Source organism: Mycobacterium sp. 852002-51971_SCH5477799-a (assembly GCF_001667145.1).
Classification (GTDB): Bacteria; Actinomycetota; Actinomycetes; order Mycobacteriales; family Mycobacteriaceae; genus Mycobacterium.
In genome coordinates this window covers 114,989-129,235 of sequence record NZ_LZIF01000116.1, presented here as the reverse complement: position 1 = coordinate 129,235, position 14,247 = coordinate 114,989, and the positions used below count along the sequence as shown (strand labels likewise).

Below are 14,247 nucleotides of genomic sequence, written 5' to 3'. Positions count from 1 at the left end.
CTTCAGGTTGGTAAACGCTATTCGGCGATCAGTAGCCGCCGCAGACGTTGCCGATGCATCCGCCCCCGCCGCCCGGTCCACCGCCGCCGCCACCGACGCCGGGAATGCTGCCTCCCCCTCCGCCAGGGCCGCCGCCACCGGTCGGGCCACCGGGAATGCCGCCGCCGCCGCCACCGGGGCCGCCGCCACCGGTCGGGCCACCGGGAATGCTGCCGCCGCCGCCGTTGGGTCCGCCACCGCCGTTCGCACCGCCGGGTTGACCGCCACCACCGCCACCGCCGGGTGCAGTGGAGGGCGCGATGCTGGACGAGGGGGTGGTCGTCGGGGTGGTGGTGGTGCTGCTTGGACCACCTTTATTGCCACCGCCGCAGGCGACCGACATCACGAGCATCGCCGCACCGCCGAACAGTGCGACCGTCGTCCTCGGTCCTGATCTCATCGGATCCCCCAATCTCCACATGCGCCACTTCGCGGCGCCCACTTTTTCTTACCCTGCGGTGCGATTGCGCAAACAGATTGTGGCGCCGAGATTGCGCCAGATAAAGGTGGCCCATCGCGCGGATGCGATGGGCCATCGTGAACGGTGCTCGGCTAGCAGTTCGCTCCGGGAATGCAGCCGGTGAGCGTGGCGACGTGCACGCCGGGCGTGGGTGTGCCGGTCGGCATCGTCGCGACGCCGGACGATGGGTGCATCGCCGGCGTCGATGCGCTGCTTGTCGGGCTAACGCCCGTGCCGCCGAATCCGACCGTCAAACCAACCGCTGCCGCCCCGCCGAACGCGGCTAATGTGTTCCTAATTGTGGTTCCCATCAGGCGCTCCTCTCTGTTCGGGGCGTTTGTTAAATCTAAATACAGATTTGTTACAAGCTAAATCCTACACTTATGCAACTGTGCGTCAGGTAAATTTTTCGCAACGGCGCATGGGGGCGACCGAAGCGGGGCGAGCAGCCGCGTGGTGGGCGTGGCCGGGGTGGGAGCAAGGCGAGGTACCGGTGCACGGCGGCGCCGGTCGATAGGCCGATCAGCGGCCGCCGCATCGGTCGACGGCGCCGCCGCGGCCGAGCCGCTGGCTAATCTTCTTTGGTGATCAGCTTGCGCAGCGCGACCCGGTCGGATTGCAACAATTCGGCGATGCGGGGCCGGTTCACCTCGGCGACGATGATCTCGCCGACCTCCTGATAGACCTCGCTGAAGATGCCGTGCGATTTCATCTTCGCGGTCTGATATTGGTTGTCCTCGGTCGGCGTCACATAGATCACCGCGTCGGCCTTGAAGCGGTGAACCAGCCAAAGGTGGATCAACGTCATCAACCGCTTCTGCCGTAGCTTCTCGGCGAAGGTGTTCTGGTCGCGCACCTGGAGGATGCTGCGGCCGTGCCGGTCCTTGATCGGGTCGACGATGACGTTCGCCAGCTGCTCGTCGTCGTTGCCATAGATGCCGAGTTCGAGCACGTCCGAGCCGGCCCGGCGGGGTCGCAGTTGCACGCGGAGTTTCTCGTCGAGGTTGTAGTTCTCGCTCCACATCGCCAGCCACTCCTCGAGCAGCTTTTTAGGCACCTCGGTCTGCACCAGGTGCTGGTGCTGGGTCGAGCCCTCGCCCATCGCCTTGGTGGTCGCGGTGCGGCCCGAGGAGGCCGTCAGCGCCGCATCGCTGCGCGGCCCGCCGACGAGGGTTTGTGGTGTGCGGTAAGGCGATTCGACCAGGCGCATCTTTCGCTGCAGGCGGGCCAGCGCGAGCATGCCGTCCTGTTGCAGCGAGGTGGCGAACTCCTCGGCGGCGACGCCGTCGATCTGGTGTCCGCCGTAGGTGATGAAGTTGAAGACGAAGCCCATCTTGCCCAGTTCCTCGGGGAACTGTTTCATCTGCTCGTCGGTCATGCCGGTGGTGTCCCAGTTGAACGAGGGCGACAGGTTGTAGGCCAGCATCTGTTCGGGGAATTCCGCGTGGATGGCGTCGGCGAACTGCTTGGCGTCGGCCAGGTCGGCCGTCTTGGTCTCCATCCAGAGGATGTCGGCGAACGGCGCGGCCGCCAACGATTTGGCGATCGCGTACGGGATGCCGCCGCGGATCTGGTAGTAGCCCTCGGGGGTTTTCGACAGCTCGCAGTCCCAACCCGGGTCCACACCCAACTCCTTCGCCTTGGCCTTGGCGGAGTACAGGGACGCACGTGCCGCGAAGGCGCGCCACTCGTCAGCGCTCATGTCGGCCGGCTCGCCCTCGCTTGCGTCGAATTCGAGCACATCGGCCACGGCCTCGCCGTAAGTCATCAACCCGGCATCGTCCTCCCAGGCCGCGACGAACCGCGACTCGACCTGGTCGAACAGGTCGTCGATCGACTGTTGCCCGTTTTCACGCCAGGTGTTGACCGCCTCAGAGATCACGGCTTCGATGCCTTGCCGCTCGAGCCAGGCCCCGGCCTCGGCGTACTCCCCTTCGGGCAGCGCATAGAGGAGGTGACCATTGAGGCCTTCGACACCCAGCTCGTAGAAGCGGCGCACCATCGCCAGGAAGCACGACTTGTACGAAGGGATGTTGAGGTTGGTGGCGCCGAGCAGGAAAGGCTGGTCGCGCTCATCGGCCCGGCTGTCGAGCAGGTTGGCCGCCTCGGCATCGGTCCGGGCGACGATGATGCCCGGCACTTTCATGATGTCGAGCTGGAAGCGCGCGGCGTTGAGCCGTTTGATCTGTTCGTCCGACGGCACCAGCACCTTGCCCCCCTGGTGACCACATTTCTTGGTGCCGGGGCGCTGGTCCTCGATGTGGTAGCCCGGCACGCCGACCTCGACGAACCGGCGGATCAGGTTGCGCACGTGCGGGTCGCCGCCGTGGCCGGTGTCCGCGTCGGCGATGATAAACGGCCGGTAGTCGTACTCCGTGGCGGTCGCCCGCTGCTGCTCGCTCATGTTCATTCGCTGGTACTGCTGGTTGCGGTCGGCGGTCAGCAGCGCGCGCACCAGCACCGCGGCGTCGTCGGGCACCTGACTCAGCGGGTAGCTGGCGAGGTCGGGTCCGGGGTCCTCGGTGGTGGAACCTTTGGCCGACGTCGCCCAGCCGCCGAGGTAGATCCCCTCGATACCCATGCGCTTCATCGCGACGGCCTGGCCGGGCGAGTACGGGCCGAACGTGGTGATGCTCTTCTTCTCGGCGAACAGTTCGCGCAGCCGCTCGTAGAACGCGGCCGCCGCGTTGCGGGCGACTGTGTAGTCGGTGGGGATGGTGCCGCGTTGTTCTGCTACCTGGCGGGCTGTGAAGAGCCGAGTGATGCGGGAAAAGCGCGGGTCGTCGAAGTATTGCTGCGTGGCAGCGACCTCTTCGTCAAACGACGGCCGGACTTGCGTGTCCTTGTCAATGATCGCCATGTCTCACGCTCCTCTTCGCACACGATTCCACTGAACGTGAGTCTATCCCTGACAAGGGCGGTTCAATCAGGGGTCGAAGGACTTGAGCCAAAGCCGTTGGCGCACCCGGTACTTGCGAGAGCTTTTCGGTGGCCGCCCGATGATCGACGTGGAGCGTTCGGTGCTTCACGATGCTCGGTTGCCTCGGCCGGGGGTCGCATGCGGTGCCGATGCCTTGGGAGACAATACTTTTCGATGCGGCATCGATCACGGGGTGGTCGCACGACGGGCCAGCCAGTCCCGCTGGCGACGGACGAACCTCGCGTCGACGGCCTTGCCATGGCCGGGGACGTAGATCGCGTTGGGGCCGCCGACCGCCAGCAGCCGGTCCAAAGTCGCGGGCCAGGCAGCTACATCGGAGTCGGCGTCGATCGCCGGATCGGCGGACTCCTCCACCAAGTCACCGGTGAACACCACGGCTCGCTCACCCTTGTCCGTCCCGGGTACGACCACCACCAGGTCGGACGCGGTGTGACCACGTCCGAGGTGGGCGATCTGCACCGCCTGGCCCCCCAGGTCGACGACGGCGCCGTAACCGCCGCTACTTGGGGGCCGCAGGGCGGCGATCGCCGCGTCCACTTCGGTGGGGTCGGCGCCATGACGCAACGCGTCCGCGCGGACATGATCGGTGGCGCAGGACAGGTGTTCGGCCACCTCGGGCGCGCAGTGCACTTGCGCCCCGGCGAAAAAGGACGAACCCAGCACGTGGTCGAAGTGCTTGTGTGTCAACACAATATGGCTCACCGGGCGCCTGGCGAGCAGCCGGACGTCGGCGTCGATCGCGGCGGCCTCGCGCAGTGTGGTCCCGGAGTCGACGAGCAATGCGCCGGTTTCGCCGCGCACCAGCCCGACCGTCACATCGCAGAACGGGAGCCGGCAGCGGTGCACGTTGCCGGTCAGCCGTTCCCAGGCGAGCTGCACACCAGAAAGGTAGCCGCCCGGGCTTCCGGTCAGCGCGCTTCCTCGGCGACAATACGTCGGAAATAGTTGACGTGTCGGGAATATCCGACATATGTTGCTGAATGTGGCCAGCGTCGATCGCATCTTTCTCGCCCTGGCCAACCCGGTGCGGCGCGAACTGCTGGAGATCCTGTTCGAGCAACCGCTGTCGGCGGGGGAACTCAGCGAACGGTTCGAGCTCAGCCGGCCCGCGGTCGCCGAGCACCTCAAGGTGTTGCGAGACGCGGGTCTGGTGGCTGACCAGCCGCACGGACGTCAGCGCATCTACCGCCTGACCGCGGAGCCATTGGCGGAGCTCGGCGAGTGGCTGCATCCCTTCGAGAGATTCTGGCGCGCCCGGTTGGCCGTGCTCGCCGAGGTAGCGCGGGAGCTGAAATGACCAAAACGTCACGGTTCGCGACGATCCGGGTGGACCAATTCGTGGCGGCGCCACCGGCTACGGTGTGGCGATTCCTGACCGAACCCGCGCTGCTGAAGTTGTGGTGGGCCGACGGCCAGGTGGCCGCGGTGGCGGGCCACCAGTTCATGCTCGACATGCCGGGCTACGGCAAGCAGCCGTGCACGGTGCTCGAGGTCGACCCGCCGCACCTGTTCGCCTACACCTTCACCGCCGCCTGGACGCTGACCTGGCGGCTGGAAGCCGAAGGGGGCGGCACCCGAGTGTTATTGGAACACAGTGGCTTTGACCTCGACGACAATCGCATGGCGAAGGCGTTCGAGCGCATGGGGCCGGGTTGGCGCGACGTCGTCCTCCCACGGCTCGCCGCGCTCGGTGCTCGACCGGCTCCCTGATGCGCCGTGCGACGGGTTTCGGGCCGCACCGCACCGGCTATCTTGCCAGGATGGCTATCACCGATTCCCGCGAAGTCGTCATCGAGGCGACGCCCGACGAAATCCTGGATGTGCTGTTCGACATCGAGTCGTTGCCCGAGTGGTCGTCGGCGCACAAGGAGGTCGAAGTGCTCGAGCGCGACGATCAGAACCATCCGACCCGGTCCAGACAGGTCGTCAAACTCGTCGGTGTCAGCGACGAACAAGAGCTGGCATATACCGTCTACGACGACGGCGTCGGGTGGACCCTGGTCAGCACCAAACAGCAACGCGCCCAAGAGGGTCGGTACAGGTTGACCCCCGACGGGGAATCCACGAAGGTCCACTTTGAGCTGACCGTCGATTTGGTGGTGCCGGTTCCCGGATTCCTGGTCAAGAAGGGTGCCAAGAGCCTGATGGACACCGCTACCGAGGGCCTGCGCAAGCGGGTGCTCGAAGTCGAGAAGCGCCGCAAGTAGCGGCACCCGAATCACGGTGAAATCGGGACCTTCCCGACTGCGGGCGCGCGAGTCAAACTGTTTGTTATGACATCAAGCTGGGCGGACACATTTCACCGGAGCGCAGGGGTAGTAGGTGCGGTGGTGCTGCCAGTGGTGCTGGTCGGCTGTGGCGGCAACAGTGATAGCCACCCGACCTCGTCGGCACCGAAGGTCACGACCCTCGGGCGGACGGCGCCCAACGCGCCCGCGGACGGACCGTTGACGATCAGCAGCCCTGCTTTCGCCGACGGTGCGCCGATTCCGGTGCAGTACACCTGTAAAGGCGACAACATCGCACCGCCGTTGGCGTGGTCGGCACCGTTGGGAGGCGCACTCATTGTCGACGACCCCGATGCCGTCAACGGACTGTACGTGCACTGGGTGGTCACCGGAATCGCCCCTGGCTCCGGCAGCACCGGCGATGGCCAGACTCCGGCCGGGGCGAACGTCCTGCCGAATACGGCCGGTCAGCCCGGGTACAAGGGTCCGTGTCCCCCGGCGGGTACCGGCCCTCATCATTACCGGTTCACCCTCTACCAGCTGCCCAACGACTATCAGCTGCCAGGCGGCTTGGCCGGTGTTCAGGCGGCGCAGACGATCGCCGGCGCGGCGACCGCGCAAGCGCAGCTCACCGGAATCTTCGGTGGCTGAACCGAAGCGGTCCCGCCATGCCGACGCAACCAACCTTAAATGTCACGCAGGCAATACAATTCGCCCAGCTCGTCAACGAGACCTATGCGACGCCGCCCGGTGATCTGACCAATAAGGCGGGTCAGGCGCTGAGCGCCGGCGGCGTCGACTACACCGTGGTCACCACGATCTACGCCAACGATCTGGCGACCGACATGGATCCGAGTCGAGCCGACGACGAAGTATCCATCGGGCTGATCTGCCGGGTGAACAAAACGGGCGACGTCGCGATCGCGATCCGCGGGACGGAAGGATGGCTGGAATGGATTCACGACGCCGACTTCCTCCAGGTGCCGTGCCCGTTCCTGGCCGGCGCCGGCCACACCGAAGACGGTTTCACCGCGATGTACGGGTCACTGAGAACCGGAGCCACGCCAGGTGCGCCAACGGTGGTCAACGCGCTCGCGAAACTTCCGTTCCCGCAACCCGGCTCCGTGACGATCTGTGGGCACAGCCTGGGCGGGGCCCTCGCGACACTGCTCGCCCTTGATCTGGCCGCCAATACGACGTTTCGCAACCCGGCCGTTTACACCTACGGCAGTCCACGCATCGGCGACTCGCTGTTTGCGGCCACCTTCGACCAGGTGGTCAAAAATTCGTGGCGCGTCGCAAACCGCTTGGACATCGTCCCGGCGCTGCCCCCGCCCCTCGACTACGAGCATGTGCTCAATCCGGTCGAGCTCATCCCGGTGCGCCTGGTTCCGTGGCCCCCGAAGACATTGGTCAAATACACGGTGGCATGCGAGCATTCGCTCGCGACCTACCTGTACTTGCTGTCCCTGCAATCCGGTGGCCCCGCGCTCCCCCTCGAAGCCGCCTGCCAACCCTGATTCAGCCGATGTCGCCGAGCGCCGAGTAGGCGGCGTTGTAGCCGGGCGTGAAGGTGATGCCCGGTCCGCCATGGCATCCGGCGCTGGCGAGATAAAGGCCGTCGATCCCGGTGGGCAGATCGAGGAAGCCTTTCGGGCCGGGCCCGGTTGGGGCCCATCAGGTCGGGGTGCAGCGGCCCGTGACAGAAGTCGCCCGAGGGTGCGCCGAACATCGTGTTCATGTGGCAAGGCGCGAAGGTGATGTGACGTATCACGATGGCCTTGAAGTTTGGCGCCGGTCGAGTGATGTTATCGATAACCCGTTGCGCCATCTCATTTTTGAGATGCCCGCGCTGGTCGACGACTGACCTCGACCGGGAAGGCGTAGACGAATGAGTCATCGTCGCGCACGGCGGTGAGGCCGGCGGGCATGGAATGAGCGTGCGGTCGATTTTCACCCTGGTGCCCGAGGTCGTCGATTTCGTGGCCGAACGTTCGCCCGACACGTTGGTGGTGGCCGCCTGGCGGCGTCGGCGACGGTCGTGGTTTGGCGGCTGCGCTGGCGCTGGGTGCCGACGGCGCGGTCGTGGGAACCAGGTTCTGGGCGACGCCGGAAGCGCTGGTGTCACCACGGGCGCGATGTCCGTCCCGCCGCAGACATCATTGCCGGCATGGTCGGCGAAGCGGTCCACATCTTGAATCGGGCGGTCGAGTAACGGGATGATCGGCTGCCCAACGGCCGGCTTTCCGGTTGATCGCGGATCTTCAGCGCCTCGAAGATGTAGCTGCCCGGCGCCCGGTCACCTCGTGTTACGCCACCTTCTTTGTCGGGCCGATGCCTGGCCTCCGGGACCAGGATCTGGTTTGCTCAGCTCAGTACTTCTCTTCACCGGGCAGGAGTTCGCTGATGGCCCGTATCGATGTGCCGGATGGCCCCGGCGGCGAACCCGCCATGATCTGGACCCTACGGCCGCAACTCGGTGACATGGTCGAACGCATGATCCGCGGCGCGTATGAGCAGAGCATCCTGCCAGCCGACGAGCGTGAGCTGGCCAGGATGCGCATCGCGCAGATCAACGATTGCGTAGCGTGCTCGGATTTCCGCGCCCAATCGGTGCTGAATGCCGGCGTCGCACCCGAGCTCTACGACAAAGTCGCCGCGTATGCCACCTACTCCGGATACACACCGCGACAACGACTTTGCATCGAGTACGCCGAACGCTTCGCCACCGACCACGCCTCCCTGAATGACGAGTTCTTTCGACGGCTTCGGCTCGAGTTCTCCGATGAGGAGATCTTGGATCTCACGCTGTGCGTCGCGGTCTTCCTTGGCCTGGGACGCTCGTTGAGCGTGCTGGGCGTCGACCAGTCGTGCGCCATCGACCTCTGATCACGCATCCGGAAGGAACAAATGGACATCGCCACCGTCGACGAACTTTTGAGCACGACGCGGTCGGTTCGCAAACGCCTCGATCTGACCCGCCCGGTGGGTCAAGAGGTGATCCTGGAGTGCATCCAGCTTGCGATGCAAGCGCCCACGGCCAGCAACACCCAGGACTGGCGTTGGCTGGTCATCACCGATGCGGACAAGCGAGCCGCGATCGCCGAGATCTACCGCAGCATCGGCGCGCAATACCTGGCGTACGCGGCCGACAACGCGACCGACGCGCAGACGAAGCGGGTGTACGAGAGCGCGATGAGCCTGACCGAAACGCTGGCCGACGTGCCGGTGCACGTCATTCCCTGCCTCAATCAACGCATCGACACCGCGGAACCCGGCATCGCCGCGGCGGCCTGGGCGTCGATCATCCCGGCCGGCTGGAGCTTTCTGTTGGCGCTGCGCTCTCGCGGCCTGGGATCGGTGTGGACCACGATGCATCTGTTCAAAGAGCAAGAGGTCGCCGAACTGCTCGGCATTCCGCCAACCGTCACACAGGCCGCGCTGTTCCCCGTCGCCTACACGGTCGGCACCGACTTCCGGCCGGCCAAGCGCCCGCCCGCGGAGACCATCACGTTCTGGAACAGTTGGACACCGGCTGATGGAGAAGGTTGATGCAGTCCTACACCGTGCGATTCCATGTCGACGCGCCGCCGAGCCGGGTCTGGCGAGTGTTGCATCCACCGGTATCGCCGAACGCGCCTCGGCCGCGGGTGCTCAAGTGGCCGACCGGCAGCATGAAAATCCTCAACGAGGGCAACGAGGCCGGCGAGGGTCTGGTCCGCACCTGCGTCTTCCCAGTCCCCAAGTATCTGCTGACCCGCGGCAGGGCGCGCTCGTGGGAGACGGTGACCGAGGCCCAGCTGAACAGGCTGTCGCGGTACACCGCGGTCGGTGCCCCGCTGTGGTCACGCGCCGAGGGCTATCACCAGCTGGAAGAGCAGCCCGACGGCACTACGGTGCTGACGTTCCACGAGACCTATCACGCCTACAACCCGGTACTGCGCTTCTTCCTGGAACGCCCCGTCCATGCCAAGATCTCCCGCGACAACCTCGAGACCTACGAGCACGCGCTCAGTTATGCGGGCCGGGTGCGGCGCCTCCCCTAGGCGTTCTTTGCGGCTCGGCGATGTCGCAACGATGAATTAGGTGCTTGACCCCGGTACCCTCGATCTCTATGGGTGGAGTACCTACTGCGGCAAGGTTGCTTGCCGCGAGCCTGATGGCCGCGGGCTGGGCCGCGTCCACTGTGGTTGCCAGCGCCGATCCGGACGACACACAGGGACCGGCACCGGGGCCGGCCTCGGGGTCACCGGCACCGGCCGCTTCGCCGTCACCGGGGGCGCCGCCCGCGCCGGCAGGGCCGAAAACATCCATCGACAAGGACGGTATCTACGCGGTGGGTAGCGAAATCGCGCCGGGAATCTACAGCTCCGGCGGCCCCGCCGGCGATGGCACCTGCTACTGGAAGCGAACCAATCCGGACGGCGGGATCATCGACAACGCCATGTCCAAGAAGCCGCAGGTGGTCCAGATCGATCCGGGCGACAAGGCGTTCAAGACTTCCGGTTGCCAGCCCTGGCAACTGACGCCGGGCGCTGCTTTGCCCGCGACGGCGCCGCCCGCGGGTGTGCAGGGCACGCTCGGCATCCTCAACAGCCTGCTGGGTGGGGGCGCTCAGCGGGCGCCGTCGGCCTCTCCGGCTCCGCAGGCACCGGCCGCGTCTCCGGCCCCGCAGGCGCCGGCCGCTCCGGCGACCCCGGCGGCCCCGCAAGCCGCCCATTCCTGACCCGTCTCAGTAACCGTCGACGCCACCGCGCCGCGGCGGGCCTGTTTCGCTACCGTGGCGCCGTGGGACAAAGGCAGCGGGTTGTCGTCGTCGGCGCCGGCGTCAGCGGATTGACGTCGGCCATCTGTCTGGCCGAGGCCGGCCGGCCGGTGCGGGTATGGGCGGCCACCACGCTGAAGCAGACGACTTCGGCTGTGGCGGGCGCCGTCTGGGCGCCCCCACGACCCGCCGAGCGCGCCGCCGAGACGCTGGGGTGGACCGAGCACTCTCTGCGGGTGTTCACCGATCTCGCCGGGGATCCCGAATCCGGTGTGCAGCTGGCACCCGCGCTGGCCGTCGGTGAGCTGAGTGAGGCAATGTCCTCGGCGGCAACGATGATCCCCGATTTGCGGCCGGCCGATCCGGCCGACATTCCCGCGGGCTTCGATACCGGATTTCGCGCGACCGTGCCGATGATCGACATGCCGCACTACCTCGACTATCTGACTCGGCGGCTCGCGGCGGCCGGCTGCGAGGTCGAGGAGCATCCCGTGCAATCGTTGTCCGAGGCCGCCGACGTTGCTGAAATCGTCGTCAACTGCGCCGGCCTCGCGGCCGGCGCGCTGACCGGTGACGACAGCGTGCGGCCGCTGTTCGGCCAGCATGTGGTGCTCACCAATCCCGGTCTGCGCCAACTGTTTCTGGAACTCAACAGGGGTCCCGAATGGACCTGCTACTTCCCCCATCCCCAACGGGTGGTCTGCGGCGGCATCAGCATTCCCGGCCGCTGGGACACCACGGCCGACCCCGACGTGACCCAACGGATTCTGCAGGGCTGCCGCCGCGTCGAGCCGCGACTCAACGACGCCGAGGTGATCGAGGTCATCACCGGGCTGCGCCCCGACCGTCCGGCGGTGCGGGTGGCAGCCGAGCCGCTGGGGCGGGCGCGGTGCATTCACAATTACGGCCACGGCGGCAACGGCGTCACGTTGTCGTGGGGTTGCGCGCGCGACGTGGTGCGCCTGGTCGACGGGGGCTAGCGCCTCAGCCGCCGGTGCGCCGAATCACCAAGGACAGCAACCAACTAACGATCGACAGCACGATCGCGGCCCAGATCGCGGTCCACCAAAAGTGATCGATGTGCAGCCCCCAGTGCGTGGTGTGTTCGGTGATCCATAGCATCAGCGCATTGATGACGACGTGGAACAGGCCAAGCGTCAGAATGTAGAGCGGGATAGACAAGATCTGGACGATCGGCTTGATGAACGCGTTCACCAGACCGAAGATCACCGCGACGACGAAGATGATGCCAACCCGCTCCAGCTTGGTGTCGCCGCCCACGAAGCTCAGGCCGCGCACGAAAAGGGTGACGATCCACAACGCGAGTCCGGTCAATGCGGCACGCAACAGAAAAGGGCCCATGCCGTCAGATCCTGCCAGCAGGTCGCCCAAAGGGTAAGCGGCAGCTCAGTTCAGGTTGTAGAAGCGCTGCGCGTTCAAGCCACCGATCTTTTCCCGGGAGGCCTCGCTGATGTCGCTTCGCGTTCGCAGGTGCTTGGTGCTTTCCGGCCACTCACCGTCCCAATGTGGGTAGTCGCTGGCGAACATGATGAACTCGTCACCCAGCACGTCGATCACCCCGGGCAGGATCGGTTCCTCCGGCTCGCACGTCACCCAGATGTTGCCCGCGGCCAGATAGTCGTGCGGATCGCGACGCCACCCACGCTCCACCCAGTCGCCGCGCTTCTCGTAGTGCTCGTGCAGCCGATCCATGAAAAACGGCACCCAGCCCGCGCCCGCCTCGAGGAACGCGACCCGCAACTGTGGGTGACGCTCGAAGACGCCGCCGGAAACCATCGCGGTCATCGCCGTCATCTGGTCGAACGGGAAGCTGATGCAGTGCACCTGTATGTAGTTCGTGAAGCGGTCCACCCCGATCTTGGGCAGATGGATGCCGGGAGCGCCGTGCACGCCCAATGGCATGCCGAGTTCGACGGCGGCGGCATAAAAGGGGTCGAGGTCGGGATGGTCGAGGTTGCGGCTCTTGAGCGCCGGCGGCACCAAAGTCGCAATCAGGCCAAGCTCTTTGGCTTCGGCCATCACGTCGATAGCCGCCTGACCGTGCTCGATCGGTGTCACGGCGACGCCGCGTAACCGCCCGCCCGCCGAGGCGCAATAGTCCGCGATCCACTGGTTGTACAGGCGCGAGAATCCCGCGGCGAATTCCGGATCCTCAAGGCTCGGCGCGCAGAGCCCCATGCTCGGATAGAGCACCATCGTGTCGATGTGATCGCGATCCGCGTCGCCTAAAACGCCCTCTGGTGAACGGCAATTGATGTCCGGAGCCTTGCTGATCCCGTGCTCGGGCGGGCAACCCGCGCCCGGGCCCGTGTCCTCGGGGTAGTTGCGGCCTTCGAGGGTCAACCCCGGCCGCCCGTCCGTGCTGAATTTGACGTGTTGCGGCCATCGCTTGATCGCTTCGATTGCCAGCGAGGAATTCTCGGCGACATGCCCGTCCGCGTCGATGATCCGCATGTATCCGGAACTTACTCCCGGAGTCCGCGTGGTGGAACAGGTCGCGCTATCGCGCCGGGTAAGCCACGATGCTGACGTGACCACACAGCGGTTGACCGCCGATCAGCGGAACTCCTTCATCGCGGCGCTACTGGGCTGGACGATGGATGCCTTCGACTACTTCATCGTGGTCCTGGTCTACGCCGACATCGCCAAGACGTTCCACCACAGCAAGGCCGAAGTCGCGTTCGTCACCACGGCCACCCTGATCATGCGACCGGTCGGCGCGCTGCTATTCGGGCTGTGGGCGGACCGCGTCGGCAGGCGGCTGCCGCTGATCGTCGACGTCATGTTCTATTCCGTGGTGGGTTTCCTGTGTGCCTTCGCGCCCAACTTCACCGTCCTGGTCATCCTGCGGCTGCTGTACGGCATCGGGATGGGCGGCGAGTGGGGGCTCGGCGCCGCGCTCGCCATGGAAAAAGTTCCGGTGCAGCGACGCGGCTTCTTCTCCGGACTGCTGCAGGAGGGGTACGCCTTCGGCTACCTGCTGGCGAGCGTCGCCTCGCTGGTGGTCATCGACTGGCTGGGGTTGTCCTGGCGGTGGCTGTTCGGCCTGAGCATAATGCCCGCGCTGATCAGCCTGGTCATCCGCTACCGCGTGGAGGAGTCCGAGGTGTGGGAAGCCGCGCAGGACCAGATGAAGCTCACCAGCACCCGAATCCGTGACGTGCTACGCAACGGCGCGATCATCCGGCGGTTCATCTACCTGGCGTTGCTGATGACTGCCTTCAACTGGATGAGCCATGGCACGCAGGACGTCTACCCCACCTTCCTGGGCGCGCACGCCAACCAAGGCGCCAATCTGTCCAGCACGACGGTCAAGTGGATCGTGGTGGTGTACAACGTCGGTGCCATCATCGGGGGCCTCGTCTTCGGCACGCTGTCGCAGCGGTTCAGCCGCCGCCACACCGTCGTCTTCTGTGCGATCCTGGCGCTGCCGATCGTGCCGCTGTTCGCGTACTCGCAGAGCGCGGCGATGTTGTGCCTGGGCTCGTTTTTGATGCAGCTGTTCGTGCAGGGCGCGTGGGGCGTGATTCCCGCCCACCTCACCGAGATGTCCCCGGACGCCATCCGCGGCCTCTACCCCGGGGTGACCTACCAACTCGGAAACTTGCTGGCGGCATTCAATTTGCCGATCCAGGAACGCCTCGCCGAATCGCACGGCTACCCTTTCGCGCTGGCGGCGACGATCGTACCGGTGCTCATCACGGTCGCGGTGCTGACGCTGATCGGTAAGGACGCCACCGGGGTCCACTTCGGCACAACCGAAAGCGCCTTCGTGGCACGCGAAGTGACGTGA

The 14,247-nt window shown here is 65.9% G+C and carries 15 protein-coding genes and 3 pseudogenes; 12 read left to right on the top strand and 6 right to left on the bottom strand.

The genetic code is table 11. The features are described 5' to 3' along the window. Positions 1 to 28 precede the first annotated feature (28 nt). From A5753_RS24640 to A5753_RS19695, 3 genes are all read right to left on the bottom strand, one after another. Entirely contained in the window at positions 29 to 439 is a 411-nt protein-coding gene (locus A5753_RS24640) for a hypothetical protein (protein WP_067132000.1), read from the bottom strand. A gap of 631 nt (positions 440 to 1,070) precedes the next feature. Continuing rightward, positions 1,071 to 3,359, bottom strand: a complete 2,289-nt coding sequence (gene aceA / locus A5753_RS19700) for an isocitrate lyase ICL2 (protein WP_067131996.1) — start codon at positions 3,357 to 3,359, stop codon at positions 1,071 to 1,073. Positions 3,360 to 3,605: 246 nt separating this feature from the next. Then, positions 3,606 to 4,319, bottom strand: a complete 714-nt coding sequence (locus tag A5753_RS19695) for an MBL fold metallo-hydrolase (protein ID WP_067131993.1) — start codon at positions 4,317 to 4,319, stop codon at positions 3,606 to 3,608. A gap of 91 nt (positions 4,320 to 4,410) precedes the next feature. On the opposite strand from A5753_RS19695, the gene A5753_RS19690 reads away from it, so the two are divergent. From A5753_RS19690 to A5753_RS19670, 5 genes are all read left to right on the top strand, one after another. Beyond that, the gene (locus tag A5753_RS19690) at positions 4,411 to 4,737 is read left to right on the top strand and encodes a helix-turn-helix transcriptional regulator (protein ID WP_067131990.1); all 327 of its coding nucleotides are present in this window, start codon (positions 4,411 to 4,413) and stop codon (positions 4,735 to 4,737) included. Further along, a complete protein-coding gene (locus tag A5753_RS19685; RefSeq protein ID WP_067131986.1) occupies positions 4,734 to 5,150 on the top strand; it encodes an SRPBCC domain-containing protein in 417 nt (138 codons plus the stop codon). The genes A5753_RS19690 and A5753_RS19685 overlap by 4 nt, the downstream gene beginning before the upstream one ends. 50 nt (positions 5,151 to 5,200) lie before the next feature. Then, positions 5,201 to 5,647, top strand: a complete 447-nt coding sequence (locus A5753_RS19680; protein ID WP_067132523.1) for an SRPBCC family protein — start codon at positions 5,201 to 5,203, stop codon at positions 5,645 to 5,647. Between the two features lie 66 nt (positions 5,648 to 5,713). Beyond that, positions 5,714 to 6,319, top strand: a complete 606-nt coding sequence (locus tag A5753_RS19675; protein ID WP_067131982.1) for a YbhB/YbcL family Raf kinase inhibitor-like protein — start codon at positions 5,714 to 5,716, stop codon at positions 6,317 to 6,319. Between the two features lie 17 nt (positions 6,320 to 6,336). Beyond that, positions 6,337 to 7,188: a lipase family protein gene (locus A5753_RS19670; RefSeq protein WP_067131979.1), complete on the top strand. Its 852-nt coding sequence runs from the start codon at positions 6,337 to 6,339 to the stop codon at positions 7,186 to 7,188. A gap of 1 nt (position 7,189) precedes the next feature. Here the strand turns inward: A5753_RS19670 and A5753_RS24945 are convergent. Then, a pseudogene (locus tag A5753_RS24945) lies at positions 7,190 to 7,557 on the bottom strand (NAD(P)/FAD-dependent oxidoreductase); the annotation flags it as partial. 6 nt (positions 7,558 to 7,563) lie between these two features. On the opposite strand from A5753_RS24945, the pseudogene A5753_RS19665 reads away from it, so the two are divergent. The 6 genes and pseudogenes from A5753_RS19665 to A5753_RS19640 form a co-directional block, all read left to right on the top strand. After that, positions 7,564 to 7,807 (top strand): annotated as a pseudogene (locus tag A5753_RS19665) (nitronate monooxygenase); the annotation flags it as partial. 267 nt (positions 7,808 to 8,074) lie between these two features. Further along, a complete protein-coding gene (locus A5753_RS19660) occupies positions 8,075 to 8,557 on the top strand; it encodes a carboxymuconolactone decarboxylase family protein (protein WP_067131973.1) in 483 nt (160 codons plus the stop codon). Positions 8,558 to 8,578: 21 nt separating this feature from the next. Beyond that, complete coding sequence (locus tag A5753_RS19655) at positions 8,579 to 9,220, top strand: nitroreductase family protein (RefSeq protein WP_067131970.1); 642 nt, start codon at positions 8,579 to 8,581, stop codon at positions 9,218 to 9,220. Next, positions 9,220 to 9,714, top strand: a complete 495-nt coding sequence (locus A5753_RS19650) for an SRPBCC family protein (protein ID WP_067131967.1) — start codon at positions 9,220 to 9,222, stop codon at positions 9,712 to 9,714. Before A5753_RS19655 ends, A5753_RS19650 begins: the two co-directional genes overlap by 1 nt. 68 nt (positions 9,715 to 9,782) lie before the next feature. Next, positions 9,783 to 10,295, top strand: a pseudogene (locus A5753_RS24635) (hypothetical protein); the annotation flags it as partial. Between the two features lie 161 nt (positions 10,296 to 10,456). Continuing rightward, positions 10,457 to 11,413 carry an FAD-dependent oxidoreductase gene (locus A5753_RS19640; RefSeq protein WP_067131964.1) on the top strand — a complete coding sequence of 319 codons (957 nt, stop codon included), beginning with the start codon at positions 10,457 to 10,459 and terminating at the stop codon, positions 11,411 to 11,413. 4 nt (positions 11,414 to 11,417) lie between these two features. Here A5753_RS19640 and A5753_RS19635 read toward each other — a convergent pair whose 3' ends face one another. Together A5753_RS19635 and A5753_RS19630 are read right to left on the bottom strand one after the other, a co-directional pair. Beyond that, complete coding sequence (locus tag A5753_RS19635; protein ID WP_067131961.1) at positions 11,418 to 11,795, bottom strand: phage holin family protein; 378 nt, start codon at positions 11,793 to 11,795, stop codon at positions 11,418 to 11,420. 45 nt (positions 11,796 to 11,840) lie between these two features. Then, positions 11,841 to 12,908 carry an amidohydrolase family protein gene (locus A5753_RS19630; RefSeq protein WP_067131958.1) on the bottom strand — a complete coding sequence of 356 codons (1,068 nt, stop codon included), beginning with the start codon at positions 12,906 to 12,908 and terminating at the stop codon, positions 11,841 to 11,843. Positions 12,909 to 12,984: 76 nt separating this feature from the next. On the opposite strand from A5753_RS19630, the gene A5753_RS19625 reads away from it, so the two are divergent. Continuing rightward, positions 12,985 to 14,247, top strand: coding sequence for an MFS transporter (locus A5753_RS19625; protein WP_197694750.1), 1,263 nt, complete (start codon positions 12,985 to 12,987; stop codon positions 14,245 to 14,247).